General features: G+C 42.0%; 19 protein-coding genes and 1 tRNA gene. 6 read left to right on the forward strand and 14 right to left on the reverse strand.

What is annotated here, in order from left to right; translation table 11 throughout:
- The first annotated feature begins 62 nt into the window (after positions 1 to 62).
- A tRNA-Arg gene (locus IGJ25_RS11850) sits at positions 63 to 134 on the forward strand.
- A gap of 76 nt (positions 135 to 210) precedes the next feature.
- Here IGJ25_RS11850 and IGJ25_RS11855 read toward each other — a convergent pair.
- The 11 genes from IGJ25_RS11855 to sfsA all read right to left on the reverse strand — a co-directional run bounded on the left by IGJ25_RS11855 (position 211) and on the right by sfsA (position 10543).
- Positions 211 to 1392 (reverse strand): GNAT family N-acetyltransferase, encoded by a 1182-nt coding sequence (locus IGJ25_RS11855; protein ID WP_142965312.1) that lies wholly within the window; start codon positions 1390 to 1392, stop codon positions 211 to 213.
- Positions 1393 to 1452: 60 nt separating this feature from the next.
- Positions 1453 to 1866, reverse strand: coding sequence for a DUF3284 domain-containing protein (locus tag IGJ25_RS11860; RefSeq protein WP_015510041.1), 414 nt, complete (start codon positions 1864 to 1866; stop codon positions 1453 to 1455).
- Positions 1866 to 2051 carry a DUF3188 domain-containing protein gene (locus IGJ25_RS11865; RefSeq protein WP_010749336.1) on the reverse strand — a complete coding sequence of 62 codons (186 nt, stop codon included), beginning with the start codon at positions 2049 to 2051 and terminating at the stop codon, positions 1866 to 1868. Before IGJ25_RS11865 ends, IGJ25_RS11860 begins: the two co-directional genes overlap by 1 nt.
- Positions 2052 to 2093: 42 nt before the next feature.
- Positions 2094 to 2315, reverse strand: coding sequence for a hypothetical protein (locus IGJ25_RS11870; protein WP_010749335.1), 222 nt, complete (start codon positions 2313 to 2315; stop codon positions 2094 to 2096).
- Between the two features lie 87 nt (positions 2316 to 2402).
- Positions 2403 to 3839: a PTS sugar transporter subunit IIC gene (locus tag IGJ25_RS11875; protein WP_010749334.1), complete on the reverse strand. Its 1437-nt coding sequence runs from the start codon at positions 3837 to 3839 to the stop codon at positions 2403 to 2405.
- Positions 3840 to 3920: 81 nt separating this feature from the next.
- Complete coding sequence (locus IGJ25_RS11880; RefSeq protein ID WP_005229473.1) at positions 3921 to 4238, reverse strand: PTS lactose/cellobiose transporter subunit IIA; 318 nt, start codon at positions 4236 to 4238, stop codon at positions 3921 to 3923.
- Between the two features lie 37 nt (positions 4239 to 4275).
- Entirely contained in the window at positions 4276 to 4593 is a 318-nt protein-coding gene (locus tag IGJ25_RS11885) for a PTS sugar transporter subunit IIB (protein WP_005229471.1), read from the reverse strand.
- A 134-nt stretch (positions 4594 to 4727) separates the two neighbouring features.
- Positions 4728 to 7442 carry a sigma 54-interacting transcriptional regulator gene (locus tag IGJ25_RS11890; protein ID WP_225001441.1) on the reverse strand — a complete coding sequence of 905 codons (2715 nt, stop codon included), beginning with the start codon at positions 7440 to 7442 and terminating at the stop codon, positions 4728 to 4730.
- 66 nt (positions 7443 to 7508) lie between these two features.
- Positions 7509 to 8783, reverse strand: coding sequence for a DEAD/DEAH box helicase (locus IGJ25_RS11895; protein WP_438779325.1), 1275 nt, complete (start codon positions 8781 to 8783; stop codon positions 7509 to 7511).
- 14 nt (positions 8784 to 8797) lie between these two features.
- A complete protein-coding gene (locus IGJ25_RS11900; protein ID WP_081116266.1) occupies positions 8798 to 9799 on the reverse strand; it encodes a Gfo/Idh/MocA family protein in 1002 nt (333 codons plus the stop codon).
- A gap of 18 nt (positions 9800 to 9817) precedes the next feature.
- Positions 9818 to 10543 carry a DNA/RNA nuclease SfsA gene (gene sfsA, locus IGJ25_RS11905; protein ID WP_128432506.1) on the reverse strand — a complete coding sequence of 242 codons (726 nt, stop codon included), beginning with the start codon at positions 10541 to 10543 and terminating at the stop codon, positions 9818 to 9820.
- Positions 10544 to 10726: 183 nt separating this feature from the next.
- Here sfsA and IGJ25_RS11910 point away from each other — a divergent pair, with 183 nt between their 5' ends.
- The 3 genes from IGJ25_RS11910 to IGJ25_RS11920 all read left to right on the forward strand — a co-directional run bounded on the left by IGJ25_RS11910 (position 10727) and on the right by IGJ25_RS11920 (position 13030).
- Entirely contained in the window at positions 10727 to 11071 is a 345-nt protein-coding gene (locus IGJ25_RS11910) for a DUF4828 domain-containing protein (RefSeq protein WP_005229462.1), read from the forward strand.
- 214 nt (positions 11072 to 11285) lie between these two features.
- Positions 11286 to 11450, forward strand: a complete 165-nt coding sequence (locus IGJ25_RS11915) for a hypothetical protein (protein WP_005229460.1) — start codon at positions 11286 to 11288, stop codon at positions 11448 to 11450.
- 245 nt (positions 11451 to 11695) lie between these two features.
- Positions 11696 to 13030: a serine hydrolase gene (locus IGJ25_RS11920; RefSeq protein ID WP_438779326.1), complete on the forward strand. Its 1335-nt coding sequence runs from the start codon at positions 11696 to 11698 to the stop codon at positions 13028 to 13030.
- A 52-nt stretch (positions 13031 to 13082) separates the two neighbouring features.
- On the opposite strand, the gene IGJ25_RS11925 is transcribed toward IGJ25_RS11920, so the two are convergent.
- A complete protein-coding gene (locus IGJ25_RS11925) occupies positions 13083 to 13595 on the reverse strand; it encodes a GyrI-like domain-containing protein (protein WP_225001438.1) in 513 nt (170 codons plus the stop codon).
- Between the two features lie 124 nt (positions 13596 to 13719).
- Between IGJ25_RS11925 and IGJ25_RS11930 the strand changes: the two genes are divergently transcribed.
- Positions 13720 to 14919, forward strand: a complete 1200-nt coding sequence (locus IGJ25_RS11930) for a YdcF family protein (protein ID WP_225001437.1) — start codon at positions 13720 to 13722, stop codon at positions 14917 to 14919.
- Positions 14920 to 14967: 48 nt separating this feature from the next.
- Here the strand turns inward: IGJ25_RS11930 and IGJ25_RS11935 are convergent, their stop codons facing one another.
- Together IGJ25_RS11935 and IGJ25_RS11940 are read right to left on the reverse strand one after the other, a co-directional pair.
- Positions 14968 to 15477 carry an HD domain-containing protein gene (locus IGJ25_RS11935; RefSeq protein WP_438779327.1) on the reverse strand — a complete coding sequence of 170 codons (510 nt, stop codon included), beginning with the start codon at positions 15475 to 15477 and terminating at the stop codon, positions 14968 to 14970.
- Positions 15478 to 15600: 123 nt separating this feature from the next.
- Positions 15601 to 16362: a TrmH family RNA methyltransferase gene (locus IGJ25_RS11940; protein WP_225001435.1), complete on the reverse strand. Its 762-nt coding sequence runs from the start codon at positions 16360 to 16362 to the stop codon at positions 15601 to 15603.
- Positions 16363 to 16457: 95 nt separating this feature from the next.
- Between IGJ25_RS11940 and IGJ25_RS11945 the strand changes: the two genes are divergently transcribed.
- Complete coding sequence (locus IGJ25_RS11945) at positions 16458 to 16736, forward strand: acylphosphatase (RefSeq protein WP_010749324.1); 279 nt, start codon at positions 16458 to 16460, stop codon at positions 16734 to 16736.
- The last annotated feature ends 96 nt before the right edge of the window (positions 16737 to 16832 follow it).

Consider the following 16832-nt stretch of genomic DNA (forward strand, 5'->3'; position numbering starts at 1 on the left):
TTCCTTTCTTTTCCTTCTCATCTTGCGAGAAACACGAATAACAGGTAAAATATAGCTATTGTGTTCCCTTAGTTAAATGGATATAACAAGTCCCTCCTAAGGATTAGTTGCTGGTTCGATTCCGGCAGGGAACGTTTTTTGAAGAAAAAGATTCCTTATTTTTAAGGAATCTTTTTTTGTTGGAAAGCAAATACCTCTGCCTCGATTTGCTTAGAAATAATCTTCCAGAATCGGCTTTCCGTCTGGTAAGTTTTCCTGAATCATCACTGCAGCTTCCTTCTCCGTTTCCATTTGCTGGAAAAAGACCAAGGAATCAAGGGATTGTGCCTGCAAAAACAGTTGCACAAAACGCTGAATGGACAAGGTTGCTTTTGGCAACTTGGTGTCCGTCGTTTTCATGACCTGATGCTGAGCGTTTTCGATCGTCACTTCATAACACCCATTATTCCATGGGGCATAATCATCCCCTTGAATTTCTATGGCAAAACGACCAGCTTTTTTCAACGTAAATGGATAGCTTTTTAGAAACCCTTCCACATCGACGACTCTTGCCATCATGTCCGGGCGCACTTGGTAGTGAGCCAATGGTTTGGCTGCATTTACTTGCAGGACTTCCCCATCAAACCCCGGTCGATAATGGATCTGCGCTACTGAATCTGCATGGGAAACGATAAACCGATTGAATCCTTGATACGCGTCAGCGGTCAAATAGCCCCACTCTTGAATATCAAAGCGTCCTCCTTCAACAAAGTAGATCAAATACCCTTCAGGAACACCCGCTTCATTGCGATAAATCGCAAACGTATACGGTCTGCGCAAAACAAACTTGATTTCTTCCCACCAGGCTTGGCGAATCAGCCCACCTTTTTGATGGCGAGGCAATTGATGATAAATCTCGTGAATGATCGGCTGTGCTTCCTCCCAATTCATGCGTTGAATCCTTCCGTTCACTTTCTTGCCATCGGGCCATTGATGCGCATCAACTTCATAAACGGTGCGTTCAAAGGTATATTCATACCCATATCTTCGATAAAACGCAAAGGAGAAAGGTGCCAGATAAGAAAGAACGATTTTTTGTTCATAGCAATCTTTAATGATTTGTTTCATGATCCGATCGATCCGACCTTGGCTGCGATACTCTGGATAAGAAGCCACAAAACCGATCCCTGCCATTGGATAGGTCGTTCCATGAAAATTCACATCAAAAATAGTTGCCATGATTTGGCTCGCTAGTTTTCCATCCTCGTCGTAGGAACCATAATTCCATGAATTCTCCGCAAGCTTGCGATAGCGCTTGATATTTGTTTCATTCAACTCCCACTGAAAGGCATAAGAAACCAGTTCCAGTACTTCTTGCGAACCGAATTCGGTCATTTTTTTGACATCTGTCATTCCTTCATCTCCTCTACTTGAAAACACGCAAGAAACGCAAAAAAGGCGTCAGTCGACCCCTTAATATGCTTCTTCCATCATACTCAACATTTTTTTAAATTGCTTGCGTTTGAAATATCCTAGAATGGTGCCTAAGAGCATGTCATTCAATTGCTGCATGAAGCCATGTGATTTCATGGTTTCCGTATAAATGACTTTACTGCTCTTTTCATCAAGCGGCGCTACTTCATAGCGAGCGACAAATTCATTTTTCGTCGTTTCTGTTTTGAATTGATAAACTTGATTTTCAATGATTTCTTCGATCTCTATCTTCGCACGACTCGTAGTAGAAAATTCCTTTACATATTGAAATCCTGCCAGTTGCTTTCTAGAAAGTGTTTTTCCAGTTGCTTTTCGTACGTCAAAGATAACAGAATCCATAATTTGATCGTAAAAGACATTTGCTGGAATCGATAAATCTTTTTCAATTCTCATTAAGACTTCCTCCTATCTGACTCTTCGGCTTTCTTCTTTCCTTTCATGAACAAAAGACTGCCAGAAATAAGCAAGAAAATACCTGTTGTAAAACTGAATATATCTAACTGCTGATTACTTGGATTCATACTGTATAGGACTACGAGTAGACCGATACTACATATAAACAAGCCGTTTTTTATCATTTTCAATCATCCTATCTATTCGTTGATCCACACAGAACCTACTCAAACACCAACTGCTTGAAAGTATAAAACAGAACCCCAAGGCTGTGCTTTGATCAATTCTTTCGCTTTTTTCGCCGCCGCTTCTGAATCGGAAGCTGTGGTAGTAAAAATAAGTTTAATCCCTTGTTTTTCTTTGAATGTAAAAGAAATTCCATCTTCGTTATATCCTTCAAGTAATTCTTTGATGGCATCTTGCTGCATTGCACTTGCTATTGAAATCATATTCTTTTCCTCCTAAATAATCAATAATAAAAGGAGGAGCTGCTTTACTTCAAGCGAAGCCATAGCAGTTCCTCACAATCTACAGGTCTATTCGCCTAGTTTTGGATCAATTTTATTTGCTGAAATAACGAATGGCGCCCAAATGAAGAATGTAACGACCATACATACCAACGTTACGATTGGGGCACGCCAGTCAGCTCCTGTTGCCAAGAATGATAGCAACATTGGTGGAACGACCCACGTTACTTGTTGTGAAACAGGTGCTACTAAACCAAAGTACGTTGCTAACCAGCCGATTGAAGTGGCTACTAGCGGAGCAATAATGAACGGAATAAACATGATCGCATTCAATACGATTGGCAGACCGAACATTACCGGTTCATTGATGTTGAATACACCAGGTCCGATTGACAATTTTGCAACAGTTAGATAATCCGCACGTTTTGATAAGATCAAAATAGCAATCAGCAATACAATTGTACCACCTGAACCGCCAAACCAAGCAAATGAGTCAAAGGATCCGCGTACCCACATATATGCCTTGCCGTCTTCGATTGCGGCAAGGACCGCGTTTGTCCCAGTTTGTCCTTCATATCCTTTTTGGAAGATATCGATATTGATCAACTGCGCTTGTCCCCAGATACCTTCTAAAACTGGAGCCAGTACGTTTGGACCATGGATTCCGAAGAACCAGAAAATTTGAACAAAAACAGTTACGATCAAAACTGCGCCAAGTCCTTGAGACAAGCCCAGGAATGGTTCTGCAATATATTTTTGGACAAGATCAATAATTAATTGTCCATCAGTTAGTTTACCGACAATAAAGTTAATAATAGCAATGACATATAAGGCGATTGTTGCTGGCAAAATCGCAGCGAACGCTTTCGATACTGCTGGCGGTACTGAATCAGGCATTTTGATAGTGATATCAGCTAACATCAATTTACAGAAAATAATAACTGAAATAGCCCCCATGATCATTACGGTAAAATAAGCGTTTCCGTTTAGATGATCGAGTTTCAACCAACCCCATCCACCTGCTGTAATCGCATCTGCTGTTGCAGACCATCCGGAAGTTGCTGACCCAGCATTGATTTCATCCATCAAAGCTGTTGGAACAGCTGTCGCCACAGAAGTGCTGTATGAAAAAGCAATCCCTTGAATCAGTGTCGCTACCCCAACGATCCCACCTGCGAGATCATTCACTCGATAAGCACGAGCCAGATTATATCCCCAAGAAAAGGCAAATACTAAACCAGCAACAGCCAATGTACCATTCCATACGAAGCCATTGATACTAATAATTTCACGAATAACTGGAATGGTACTGGCATCATAACTCGGCCAGAATTGCGGTGGTAAGTCACGAATGATCGCGTTGATCATTACTGCGATCGAACCAGCCATAGTAGCGGGCATTGTTCCAATAAAGGCATCACGTAATGCAACTAAGTGCTTCTGGGCTCCAATTTTTGCAGCTACAGGGAGAATGTACTTCTCCATCCAACTTGTTAATCCATCCATTCTTAATTCCTCCTATAAGTTCTATTCGTCAAAGAAGATTTTTTGATTCATCGACAATAACTACTTCTATCCGTTCAAAGATTATTCGTTATTTAGACGTCGATAGACATCAATGATTTCTTTCGCTAAATCGGTAAATGCGATTGACGTCATTAGGTGATCTTGTGAATGCACTGTCAACAATGTCACGGTCATATGATTGCCTTGCGCTTCTTGTGTCAATAATCCTGTTTGCGAATGATGCGCTTCCACAAGAGATGCTTCAGCATCTTTGATTTTTTGGTCAGCTAATTCGAAGTCCCCTTCTTTTGCTGCCGCGATTGCTTCCATTGCGTCACTTTTTGCATTACCACCATACATGATCAATCCCATAATGGCTTCCAAATTTTGCTCATCCATCTTTAAAAATCCTCCTTACACTTCGATCCTAAAAATCTTAGTTCATTAATGTTTCTGCTTGTTGCAATACTTTTTCGCCGTTCATCATGCCATAGTCTGCCATGTTGATCACGTCCAAAGGAATGCCTTTTGGTGCTAGTTTTTGTTCAAATTGTGATTTCATGAATCGTACTTGTGGTCCTAATAAAAGAACATCGACTGGTTTCGACTCCAAATGTTGGTCGGCTTCTGAAGCTGAAACAGCAAAGATATCTGCTTCCATTCCTTTTGCTTCGGCTGCTTTTTGCATTTTCGTCACCAATAGACTGGTACTCATCCCTGCTGAACAAACAAGCATAATCGTTTTTTTCGCCATCGCGTATCCGCTCCTTTCTGTTGTAAGTTACACTTTACTATAAAGCAAAAAGCGTGCCAAAAAAAAATAAGTCCAGACCTTTATATATCAATGGTCTGAACCAATTTTCCTTTTGCACACTCACGGATTTTTCATTACACACTAATATTGTGTGCGGATTCATCATAACTTTTTATTTCATTTTCTAAGAACATTTGTGTTAAATAGGCGATCTCATCTTCAGAGATTTTGATTTGATAGTTTTTCTCTATCTGCAATAAATGAGTTCGCAACACATCTGTTTCGATACGATAGCGTTTTTGGAAGGCCGCCAAATTGGGGAAGGTACGGGAATGTTCCTTCTTCAATAAACTTTCCACTAGAAAGGCTAAATGAATCACTAAGCCCGCATCAACGGTAGGTTCAACAATCACATGCAATTGATTTTGAATTTGATGAACGATTCGCTGCAGACTTTCGATCAGATGATAGACGGACCCCACATGCGTTAAGGTATTTTCTAATGAACGTACGATTTTTTCAATCGGCACTTCATCTGAAACGATCCGCTTCAGCACATTCAACCGATTGTCATCAAAGACATCATAGGCGGAAAAGAACGGGATATTTTGATAATCGATCTCGACGGTGCCCGCAATGGCTTTGATCTCATATTCTTCTAGCAAGCCATCAATATGTTTCTTGAAGGTTTCTTTTTCAATAAATTGCATTTGAATGATCTCGACTTTTGATTGATCGACGACGGGATAAATTCGTTGATAAAGTTTGGCAGCGACACCTTCTCCAGTAAAGCAAGTGACGATAACTGCCTTTTTATTCCCCTTCGCTTCGCGAACTGTGCGGAACTGTTCTTGCACGATGGTTTCAAAAGAACGCTGAATGTTTTGATAAATGTCTTCTAAACTTCGGCCACTTTCCGCCATTCGCAAAGCCTCTAAGACGATCATCGTACTGACCATCGAGATGGCTTTCGTACGAATCCCGGTCTCTTCAGAAATCAAATTCGCAAATGAATTGAGGGAACCCATATCAGTTAAAAGCAATAAGCCGTTGCTCATCTTTTCCTTATTGTCAGTGACATAGTTCAATAGCTGCTCATACATTTGACCGACTTCCATATCTAAAGACATATTCATCGCTTTGCCGTGGTCGGTTTCGAGCAGCTCTTGTGCCGTTTCCAACATACTGCTGGCAGTCGCCTTGCCGTGCATCAAGACAATGATCTCGACTTTTTCAAGGGGCAGCTGCGAGGGTTGTTTGACTTGAATCGCTAAAAACATACTGATAAAGCCGATCTCATCGAAGGGGATCTCGACATGGCGTTCTTCTTCGATAATGGTCGATAGATCCATTGCCACCTGGAACTCGGATTTCAAGTTTTTTCTGACTGTATTCAAATCTGGGTGAACGATCATATGTCCTTCCTTGACACGTTCCAGTGTACTTTGCAAATGCAGTGCAAAGGCAAAGCGGGCTTTTTCACTATAGGTTCGAGACAATCTTTGCCCAGCTAGATCATAAAGAACATTTGTCAGTTTCCAAATGTCTTCTGGAATCAGTTCTTTATGAACGGGATTTTGGATCAATTCTTCGACATACTTTTCAAAGTACGCATCGACATCTTTAGAGATCAAATTTTCCAGATCGACATTGGCTACGCCCGTTTCAATCAGCGAGCTGACTTTTTCTTCGATCTCGTTATACACTTGCATATTCCGTTGTGGATCACGAGACCAGACGACATCTGGGTCGCCAGGTTCAAAACTTAGAAAGTCGCCTTTGCCATCCAAAAACCGATCCAAGCGTTCCGACATTTCTTTGATCTTCAGCAAGCCTTTTTGAACTTGCAAGGAGCAATCGCCTTTTCGAATCAGCAAGTGTTTTTTTCCATAGGTTCGATAATGCAAAAATGCTTTCGCACAGACGAGTTTAAGGTCGCGCTTGATTTGACCAATGTTGCCTTCTGCATCATAGAGCATAAAGGCCAATATCGCATCTCGTTCGACATCGATTCGTTGATTCAGACGGGTCGCCTCTTGCTTGATAAACAACGAAATGATTTCATACCGTTCATCTAAGGAACGACTTTCCACATTTGGCAAAGTAATAGCCATGGGAATTCGCCGATTGAAGGTCGTTAAAAAGGTTTCTGATGATTCCGTGGTGGCACCGATGATCTGCACGGCGGCTTCATGAACTTGATTACTTTCCCCTAAAGGACGGTAGATCCCTTTATCAATGAAGGTAAAGAGCATTTCTTGGCCTTCTGGCGGCAGTCGATGGATCTCATCTAAGAACAGGATGCCGCCATCGGCTTTTGCCATCAACCCCGGACTATCTTCTGCGGCACCAGTGTAGGCGCCTTTTTTAATGCCAAAGATGTGACCAAACAACAATTGCGGATTTTGTGCATAATCCGCACAGTTAAAGGACACGAATGGGGCATCTTTTTCTAACATATTTGATTCAACCGCAAAATGGTACATACATTCGGCAAATAAGGATTTACCCGTGCCTGTCTCACCAAAAATAATGGTATGGAGTCCTCTAGGTGGATATAAGATCGCCGCTTTGGCTTGCTGGATACTTACTTTCAAGGAAGCTTGGACTCCAACCAGACTTTCAAAACTAACTTCAGAGGAAACATCCACATGGACCATTTCTTCTAAAGGCTCATAAACAACCGGACGGCCGGAACGTTTGCCGATTTTCTTTTCTTTATAAAGCTCACTGAGATAACGGCTTGCATTGCTGCGATCGATTTGTAAGATTTTAGCGACATCAACTGCGGTCAACCCTTGCTTATGCAGTTCGATCGTTTGAAAAATCTCTTCTTTTCGCGAATTCATTCGATAGCCTCCTCATTTTTTTACACACTAATAATAAACAACGTTAATGGTAACACAAAAAGACGCTCAATGGCGTCTTTTTCCTTTGTCTTTTTGCTTTTTCGTCTTTTTCTTGCTCTTTTTGACAGGAGTGTGTAAATTTTCAAGCGTTTTCTTGGAAATTTTCTGCACACTTGCTGTTTTCATTTCTTTCTTTCTTTCTTTTTCGACAACAGGTGCTTCTGTGTGTAACTGTCCCCCATGCAGATAGACTTCCTTGAGTTCTATGGACAACTGATTGGCGATTTTTTTCAAATCCTTCAACGAATGGTCTTGAACGATCGTAACGACAGTTCCTTCTTTGCCCATTCTTCCAACGCGTCCTGCGCGGTGTAAATAGGATTCTTTTTCTAAAGGGACTTCTGTATTGATCACGTAAGGCAGATCCACGACATCTAAGCCGCGAGAGGCGACATCGGTCGTCAATAGTTCCACTAGTTTTCCTTGACGAAAGCTCTCTAATGCACCTTTTCGGGCAAGTTTGTTTTGATCAGATGCCAGAGAGGCCACCGGCAAGCCATGAAACAATAGCTTTTCTTCCGCATTCCCCATTGTGCTTAATTCATTGAAGAAAACCAAGGCTTGAAAGTTTGGTAAATGAGCAAAGCGTCTTAAAGCATCCACGATTCGTCGTTGCGGATAGTTCAAATAGTAATGATGGATGACGCCTTTGCTCTGATCTTCTTGGGTAACATCAATGATCAGCGGCTCTTTTGACACGAATGGTCGAATCTCATCGATCACTTCGTTCGCGGTTGCTGAAAAGAAACTACGCTGGATTTGTTTTGGTAATGTTTGATTGATCTTGGCTGCCAGGGTGAAGGCACCCTCTTTCAATAATTGGTCAACCTCATCCAATACCAACGATTGCAGCTGCTGGGTCTTGATTTTTTTGGCTTTGATCAACTCTAATACACGCCCTGGGGTACCGATCAAGACCTCGGGTTTGTCTTTTAGTTTTTCCACTTGGCGTTTTGTACTTGCGCCGCCAATTAGCGGCAGAACGGTCAAACCAATGGCTTGGGCCCATTCCCGTGCTACTTCTGTGACTTGCATCGCTAATTCTTGTGAAGAAGTCAAAATCAACAGCTGATTGCCTTGCTTTTTTTCAACCTTCGTTAACAATGGCAAGAGATACGCCAAAGTTTTACCTGAACCGGTCGGTGAGATTCCTATGACAGACGCGCCGTCTTTTAATGGACCAAAGGTTTTTTCTTGGATCAAGGACGGTGCGTGATACCCGGCCGCTTGCCATTTTTCCTGCCAGACGCCTGGCAATTGTGTCAATTCAAATACTGTCATAAATGTTCCATTCCTTATTTTTTATCTGCATCAAAAATGATGTCGGCCTGCTTACGCATCAAAGAGACGGTTTCATTGACACTGCGGGCAAGTTCCACCCATTCCTCATAGCGTTGTCCTTGTTTAGGATCATCTTTGTTTTCAATGATGTCTGCAAAGTCTTGCGCTTCTTCGATCATCGGATTGTCTAAAGCAGCGACTGCTAATGGATGTGTTTGTTTTGTTTGGCGTTCATAAAATGCTGCTTCTTCAATAGCATTGACAGCATTCAAATCTAATGTCCCGTCTTCAAAATAAATTTCTGATCGTAACTCTGAATCAGCGATTTTGCCTGTTTGGATCGTGACATCAAAATCAGCATAGCGCAGCACAGCAGTCCCGATACCATCTACACCGGTCGGTAATTTGCGGGCAAAATAATGAACGTCCTGCGGTTTACCAAACCAAGCGACCGCCGCATATACTGGATACACACCCAAGTCGGCTAAAGCTCCGCCAGAAAAATGTGGAGAAAAGATATTTGGTTCCTCCCCAGCTAGTACAGCGTCATAACGAGACGAATATTTCATATAAGAAAAGTTCGCCCCAAGAATGGCACCGCGTGTCGGTAAGAATTCGGCTACGGTTGAAAAACTCGCTTCATGAATGTTGCGAGCTGCTTCAAAGAATAAAACCTGTTGTTGGTTTGCTAGGTCAATGATCTCCGCCATTTCCTCAGGTGTTGAAAAGGCTGGCTTCTCCACAATGACATTTTTTCCTGCTAAAATCCCTTGCTTGGCTTGTTCAAAGTGCAAACTATTCGGAGACGCGATGTAGACCGTGTCCATATGAGCTAACCCAAAAAAAGTGGCCAAATCGGTCGCATATTCGATGTCCCCGTATTTTTCCCCAAAGCGTTGCGCTGTGGCTAATTTCCTTGAGTATACGGCTACCAATTGATACCGTTTGGTTTCGTGGGCTGCTTGTACAAATTGATCGGTGATCCAATTTGTGCCGATAATCCCTAAATGAATCATGTGTTTTCCTTCTTTCTCCTATAGATTGGGGTCGTCAAATTCGACGTTCAAATCAAAAGGGATCGGTTCTTTGACCGCGATCATCCCTTGGTTTACCTGGCAATTATAAGCAAACACTTCGACACCTTTGCTTTGCGCTTCAGCGATCTTATCGGCCAGATCCGGCTGCATCTGTCGATGGATCGTGGCGATTTGCACCACTTCAAATTGGATCATGAACAAAACCGCCGCATAATAGCCTGCTTCTTTGGCATGGATCAATTCATTGACGTGTTTCAAGCCGCGAATCGTTGGCGCATCTGGGAAAGCGCCGATTTGCTTGTTTTCAAGTGTCATCCCTTTAATTTCTATAAACCCTTTTTCTTGTTCGTCTGTTTCAAAATAAAGATCAAACTTAGACATCCCATAGACGACTTCACGCCGTAAGAGGGCAATTTTCCCTTTGATATTTGGCAACTGGATCGTGCCATCCAAAAGGCCTTCATAGCCTAACCGATTGGGTACTTGACTATCAATATTGATCCATTGGTCTTCTTTCTTGACTGAGATCAAATCGTAATTGGTTTTACGTTTCGGATTGTCCCAATATTGGAGGGTCACGAGTGCCCCTTTGTGCAATAGTTCTTTTCCTCGTCCCGTATTTTTCACATGGACGATCACTTCTTGCCCATCGACTAGACATCGGGCAATGAATCGGTTGTCTCGCACGAGAAACGTGGCTAAGAGGGTATTCGGATAATTCATTTTCTCACCTGCTCTTTTGAATCATAGCATATTTTGATAAAAACTTCTAAACTTCAAACTAAAGTACCATGCTTTTTTACCTTCTCATGGTATACTTATGGCAATTATTTTCTAGTGTGCAGAAGCGGGCATCTTGTTCACATGGTGCAACTAGATGAATCGTAAGTGATAGGACGTGTATAAATGAAGAAAAGGTCTCTATTGATTGGTTTATCTCTAGCAACGGGCGTGGTCAGCTCCTTGCTGTTGCGAAAGGAAAAACAAAAAAATGAAAACCGCCAAAATTTCATTGGAAATTGGCGTTTTACTTCAAAGACAAAAGAAGATATCATTTTAGAAATTGCCAATGATTATTCATTGACCATCGAAGGCAAACCGTTGCCTGTTTCCATTGTTGAACTGACTCCGACGCGATTAGTGTTACTGGACACATTTGGCTATCATTTAGTTCTGGAACAAAAAGGCTCCGTTATTACTTTATATGATGAAGCAGAAGATTGCCACTATTCTTTGACAAAAATCACCTAAGGGACGTGAGGAGATCGAGTTCATGTTTTCTTCACATTTTCTTCGGTCAATTCTCAGACTTTTTATCAGCATTTCCTGGCAATCCATGCTATCATTAACTTAACAAGTGGTTGAACAAGGTGTTCCGTTGAGTGATGTTTGATCGTTCATAGATTAAGGTGTAGGTTCGATTCCTACCTTCCACATTTATTTTAAACAGAAAGAAGGGATTTTTATGTTAACGACCTTTATTTCACTCTTTTCCATCTTTGCTTTAGCTGCGTTACTAGCTGGGACATTCTTTTTAGCAAAATTGGCCATGCAACAAGAAACGAGAGCAGTGAAAGTTCCCGTCAGAGCCCAAAACCAAAACCCGAGAATCCATTCCAATCGTCGCTAAGTGAAATCGTTTGACCCGATGTCAATTCAGAAAAACTTGTCTTCTTTATTAAATAGGAAGGCAAGTTTTTTTTGCGGTCTGTTGCCCATACGCCTTCTAGTTTGAAATGGTTTAACAACGCCCATTCCCCCTTTGAGCGGTCTTCTCGCAATTAAATGCTAAGTTTTCTCTTAGAGTATTGCAACAGCGGATACTCTTTGTTAAAATTTTTGCTTAGATACAACTTAAAAGGAGCTACTACATATATGCAGAAAATAACCAAGTTCGGGTATTCCTTCGTTGCTGCTTTGGCAATCCTCTTTGCTGCTGCCGGCATCCCCCTCGTTTCATATGCTGATGATACAGCAATGAGCATCGAAGAGATCCAAGATTTTTCGATTGACGCCAAAGCCGCCTACTCCATTGATTTTGACACAGGGAAAGTGTTGTATGATCAAGATGGCGAGACAGCCATGGGTATTGCCTCCATCACCAAGATCATCAGCCTCTACCTTGTCGCTGAGCAAGTAGAGCAAGGAACGATCGCTTGGGATGATCCTGTCCCTATTTCAGATTATGCCGCGAATCTCAGCGTGTCGCCAAACTTATCGAATGTCCCTTTGCATCAAGACGTTACCTATACAGTAAAAGATTTGTATGATGCCAGTTATATCCAATCTGCAAATGCAGCAATCGTCGCGCTGGCGGAGCTGATTGCTGGGTCTGAAAGTGCCTTTGTTGATCAAATGCAAGAAAAAGTGCAATCATGGGGCATTACCGATGCAAAAATCGTCAATGCTTCTGGCTTAAACAATGCTTATCTAGGGGAAAATATTTACCCAGGATCAACTTCCACTGATGAAAACGAACTATCCGCAAAAGATGTGGCATTGATTGCCCGTCATTTGCTGCAAGACTTTCCAGACGTTTTAGAAGTAACCAGCCTTTCCACCAAACAATTTGGTGAAGGTTCCTATTCGCCTGTCGAGATGGTCAATTGGAACTGGATGCTTCCAGGTTTTACGAATACGAAAGATGGTGTTGACGGTCTGAAGACTGGTACGACAGATATGGCGGGCGCCTGCTTTGTCGGAACCGCCGTTAAAGATGGCCAACGAATCATCACCGTGGTGCTAAACGTCAATGGTCATGCAGAAAATCCAAGTGTTCGTTTTATTGAAACAGGCCGTTTGATGGATTACTCGTTTGATGCTTGGGAACAAGTAGAGATTTTACCAGAAAATGCGCAACTAGAAGATACCCAGACGGTTGCAGTCAAAGATGGGAAAGAATTGAGTGTGCCCGTTGCCTTAAATCAAGGCTTGACCTTATGGGTACGTGGAGATATGGATGCCACAGCCTTTGAAACAACCATTGACTTTAATGAGCATTATCGTGATTCTGCCCTGCAAGCGCCATTGACTGAGGGCACAAAAGTCGGTACCGTAAGTGCTTCGATTCCAGCTGATACGCTTGGTTATATTGATGATTCCGATCATGACGAGACTGCAGGATTGATCACAACACAAACGGTGGAAAAAGCCAACATCTTTGTTCGTGCTTGGCGCGGCGTGTCCAACTTTTTCAGTAATCTTTTTTAACCTAAACGAAAAAATCTGTCCGAAGCAAAGACTGCTTCTCGGACAGATTTTTTTATTCTACTGTTTCCACCGTTGCTGTTGCCAATGGCTCCACAGGGAAAAATAATTCAACTTCCCCCTCCTGAAAATGAGGAAGATACCTTTCTTGGATGGCTGCTGACAACTGGACGTTGTTTTCTGGTAAAACTTCCATCAGCATTTTTTCAGTCATCATCGTTAAGTTTTTTTCATCCGTTTTTACAACGAGATAGGTCATTGCGGGCATTTCCCACCGGACCCAACCGACAGGAGGAAAATTTTCTGTCTGGACTTGAACGCCTGCCAAGTAGCGACCGGTTTCTTGCCAAGGCTCTAACCAATTGGTGCCATCACTCATCAAGCCCCAAAATTCCAGTTCTTCTGCCTTTTGATCACTTACGAGAAATTCGATCTCTTCAAAATCCTTTGTTGCAAGTTCCCAGAGCGCTGGTACCCAAGAAGCACCTTCTTCTGCTAACCCCTTGCCCTCTTTTCCAATCACATAAAAAGCGGGTCGTTCGACGCGAATCACTTCACCTAATTGCATGTTCCTTCCTCCTTCTTTCCTTCATTTTAGCGAATTGCAAGAAATTCAGCAACTTTGACCTTAGCAACAAGCAATTTCTGTCATTTTTCGGTATACTAAGTGTATCGTTAAAGGAGTGAAAAACATGGATTTTACGCAATTGCTGATTTTTTCCATCAGCTATGTGTCGGGCGTGATCGTCGTTCAAAAATGGCGCAAGAAAAAAGATGATCCGGATATTTTCTTTTTTGAATGTTGTTGGACGATCTTAGCCCTACTGATTTATTTAGCTGTCTCAGAATTACGGACAGGTAGTTTCTTTATTCTGATACCCGTCGCCTTCGCCGGCCTTTTTTTATTTTCTTATCGGCGCAACAAACATCAACTCGTAAATGGCTTACTCTTTAATTTGTTCGTGTTGGCTTTTGGCGGCTATTTAGTCATTAATTTATACCGAACCCAAGATATTCTTGTAGGTGGCCTATTGGCTGTTTTACTAGCGATTTTCTTTGCTGTACTATTATTCGGTTTGGCAACGCTCGTGGTCTTTCTTTACTGGAATTCCATTATTGTTCTACGAAGAGAATCGCGATCGATCGCCAATCTATTGACCCTGATCTTAGCGGTGGTTTTGACCGTATTACTATTTTCAGATACCCTTTTGCACTTTTTCCCAGATTGGATCCGAACCTTATTCGGCATTGTTCCCCTAAGTCTTTTGTATCTGTTTGTAGTCTTTTTGAACTTTTTATCGATTTCAGTCATTTATCAGTTCAACCATCCTCGCTATAATCAGGACTTTATCATCGTCTTAGGAGCAGGTCTTTTAAATGGCACCACGGTCTCCCCTTTATTGGCAAAACGCATCAATACAGCGATCTCGTTCTACGAAGCGCAATTTAAAGCAAAAAAAACCGCTCCTCGATTACTGATGTCAGGCGGACAAGGAAGCGATGAGCAGCTGCCGGAAGCTGTTGCTATGAAAGAATATGCGATTGCCCAAGGCGTACCAGAAGGTGAGATTTTAGTGGAAACAAATTCCACGACTACTTATGAAAACATGAAATTTTCGAAAGAAATCATGGATTCGCTTAAGCCAAAGGGCTACAAAGCAATCTTTGCCTCAAACAATTATCATATTTTTCGTGCCGGTCTCTATGCGGATCAAGCCCAACTTAAAGCGGATGGTATCGGAGCACCTACTGCCTTTTACTATTTACCGAATGCCTTTTTAAGAGAATTTGTGGCAATCCTTTTTATGCACAAAAGACGACATTTAACGGTATTGATCACCTTACTGATTCTCTATGCAGGAGCAGCGATCCTCCAACTTATTTTTGGCTAAACAAACAAAAAAAGTTCTTTGAACCAGTTGGTTCGAAGAACTTTTTTCTTATTGAATCGTGCGATGTTTCTTCCAGAAGCGTTGTTGCCATTTTTCTTTCATGCTATCTGTAAGCGGTTCTGATGCTTCTTTGATCGCACAATATTTGTCCACCATCGTGACGATATAGCTTTCTTTATAGCGTGGCGGTGCAATCGTTGCTCCCCACATATGTTTCAAGATGATATCTTTTTCAAGATCACTAAGTTCAGTGATTTTTTCGGCATTTTTTACTGCGATTCGTGGATGCATGTACGCATGGGTACCTTCGTCAAACTTTGTAGTACGCCAATCGTAATAAAATAAATCATGAAGGAGTCCTGCACGAGCTGTTGAACGAGCATCGCCGCCCCATTTCTTGGCCAATTTGTAACTATAATAAGAGACGCTGATCGAATGTTCCAAACGTGTGGAGTTCATATGCTGCACAAAATTGGCTAATTTTTTTACAGCTTCTGTTTCTAACAGGTCAGCCACGTAAGACATATATTCGCTATCTTCTTGCCATTTTTCTGTCATAAATTTTTGTCTGCCACCTTTTTTGATCTGCTTGATTGTTACAAGACAAAGTATAACACCTATTCATGCAAGTTTCTAGGTGAGGTGCAATAGATTCAAATAGTTTAACAGTTCCTTAAAAATCTAGCTGACAGCAAAATACATCAAAATACCTGCCGCAATGGCGACGTTCAATGATTCCGCCTGACCATAGATGGGAATATACACATTTTTGTCAGTCAAAGCCAACAGTTCTGGGTGAACCCCTTGCCCCTCGTTGCCTAAAATGAAGGCAGCCGCTTGTTCTTTAGGAAGCTCGGTATAAGGGACTGCTTCTTTATTTAACTCGGTGCCATAAATCGCCACGCCAGCTGCCTGCAGCTGCTTTAGAAATGGCGGGATCGCTCCTTCTACGATCGGCAGATGATAGTTGCTACCTTGCATACTGCGCAAGACTTTGGTGCTGTAAAGATCGGCTGTTCCTTCGCCGAGAAAAACCCCGCTGAACCCAGCAGCATCCGCTGTTCGAATCATGGTGCCAACGTTCCCAGGATCTTGCACATTATCTAAAATCAGCCAATTGCCCGTCAGTGTCTGTAAGTCTTGTTCTTGCTTTTCCACCACAGCAAAAATCCCTTGTGGTGTTGGCAAATCAGAAAGCATCGCTGCGATCTCCTCTGTGATCAAATAGCTTTCTTCCTGATAATCATCGAGTTGCCCGTTGGCTTCCCTTAACCCTCGCGGGGTCACCAACAACGCTTTGATTGGTACTTGTGCATGCAATGCTTCTTGCACTAAATGCCAGCCATCGATCAAATAAGTATTGGTCTGTGTCCGGTGTTTTTTTTGTGTTAGTTTTTTGATTTCCTTGATAAAGGTATTTTTTTTCGATTGAATTTCTTTCATCTTGTCACCTCGATTCATTATAGCATGAGTCAATCGATCTAACTTGTTCTTTTACTGAAAAAACGCTATCATATAAAGCAGAGGAGGGATTGTCCATGAAGAAACTACGAATCCATGTGCAAGGACGTGTCCAAGGCGTCGGCTTTCGTTATACCACAAAAATGCTTGCCGATCAGTTGGGGGTCACCGGATCTGTAAAAAACGAAGCGGATGGTTCTGTTTCGATTGAAGCAATTGGCGATGACAAAGCCATCGATGCCTTTGTTGCTGGGGTTAAGGATTCTCCTTCACCCGCTGGGAAAGTAAATCAGATCGACATCCAACCAGACGATGCCATCAAAGAGCGTAGGAGTTTTGATGTAGTGTACTATTAACAATTGAATGTTTTCTAAGTCGAAAGATTGATTTTTCAATGAATTTCTCTTTGTACATTGAAATAGTCGGTCTTTTTTAGTATAGTTATTTTTGTC

It is taken from the genome of Enterococcus sp. DIV0240d (assembly GCF_051711245.1).
Taxonomy (GTDB): Bacteria; Bacillota; Bacilli; order Lactobacillales; family Enterococcaceae; genus Enterococcus_D; species Enterococcus_D casseliflavus.

Excerpts from the sequence above, each read along its gene's own strand:
- IGJ25_RS11910 (WP_005229462.1), top strand. The coding sequence starts at position 10,727 with ATGAAGAAAAGGTCTCTATTGATTGGTTTATCTCTAGCAACGGGCGTG.
- IGJ25_RS11915 (WP_005229460.1), top strand. The coding sequence starts at position 11,286 with ATGTTAACGACCTTTATTTCACTCTTTTCCATCTTTGCTTTAGCTGCG.
- IGJ25_RS11865 (WP_010749336.1), bottom strand. The coding sequence starts at position 2,051 with ATGATAAAAAACGGCTTGTTTATATGTAGTATCGGTCTACTCGTAGTC.
- IGJ25_RS11935 (WP_438779327.1), bottom strand. The coding sequence starts at position 15,477 with ATGACAGAAAAATGGCAAGAAGATAGCGAATATATGTCTTACGTGGCT.
- IGJ25_RS11870 (WP_010749335.1), bottom strand. The coding sequence starts at position 2,315 with ATGATTTCAATAGCAAGTGCAATGCAGCAAGATGCCATCAAAGAATTA.
- IGJ25_RS11875 (WP_010749334.1), bottom strand. The coding sequence starts at position 3,839 with ATGGATGGATTAACAAGTTGGATGGAGAAGTACATTCTCCCTGTAGCT.
- IGJ25_RS11880 (WP_005229473.1), bottom strand. The coding sequence starts at position 4,238 with ATGGATGAGCAAAATTTGGAAGCCATTATGGGATTGATCATGTATGGT.
- IGJ25_RS11855 (WP_142965312.1), bottom strand. The coding sequence starts at position 1,392 with ATGACAGATGTCAAAAAAATGACCGAATTCGGTTCGCAAGAAGTACTG.
- IGJ25_RS11920 (WP_438779326.1), top strand. The coding sequence starts at position 11,696 with ATGCAGAAAATAACCAAGTTCGGGTATTCCTTCGTTGCTGCTTTGGCA.
- IGJ25_RS11890 (WP_225001441.1), bottom strand. The coding sequence starts at position 7,442 with ATGAATTCGCGAAAAGAAGAGATTTTTCAAACGATCGAACTGCATAAG.
- IGJ25_RS11930 (WP_225001437.1), top strand. The coding sequence starts at position 13,720 with ATGGATTTTACGCAATTGCTGATTTTTTCCATCAGCTATGTGTCGGGC.
- IGJ25_RS11945 (WP_010749324.1), top strand. The coding sequence starts at position 16,458 with ATGAAGAAACTACGAATCCATGTGCAAGGACGTGTCCAAGGCGTCGGC.
- IGJ25_RS11940 (WP_225001435.1), bottom strand. The coding sequence starts at position 16,362 with ATGAAAGAAATTCAATCGAAAAAAAATACCTTTATCAAGGAAATCAAA.
- sfsA (WP_128432506.1), bottom strand. The coding sequence starts at position 10,543 with ATGAATTATCCGAATACCCTCTTAGCCACGTTTCTCGTGCGAGACAAC.
- IGJ25_RS11900 (WP_081116266.1), bottom strand. The coding sequence starts at position 9,799 with ATGATTCATTTAGGGATTATCGGCACAAATTGGATCACCGATCAATTT.
- IGJ25_RS11885 (WP_005229471.1), bottom strand. The coding sequence starts at position 4,593 with ATGGCGAAAAAAACGATTATGCTTGTTTGTTCAGCAGGGATGAGTACC.
- IGJ25_RS11860 (WP_015510041.1), bottom strand. The coding sequence starts at position 1,866 with ATGAGAATTGAAAAAGATTTATCGATTCCAGCAAATGTCTTTTACGAT.
- IGJ25_RS11895 (WP_438779325.1), bottom strand. The coding sequence starts at position 8,783 with ATGACAGTATTTGAATTGACACAATTGCCAGGCGTCTGGCAGGAAAAA.
- IGJ25_RS11925 (WP_225001438.1), bottom strand. The coding sequence starts at position 13,595 with ATGCAATTAGGTGAAGTGATTCGCGTCGAACGACCCGCTTTTTATGTG.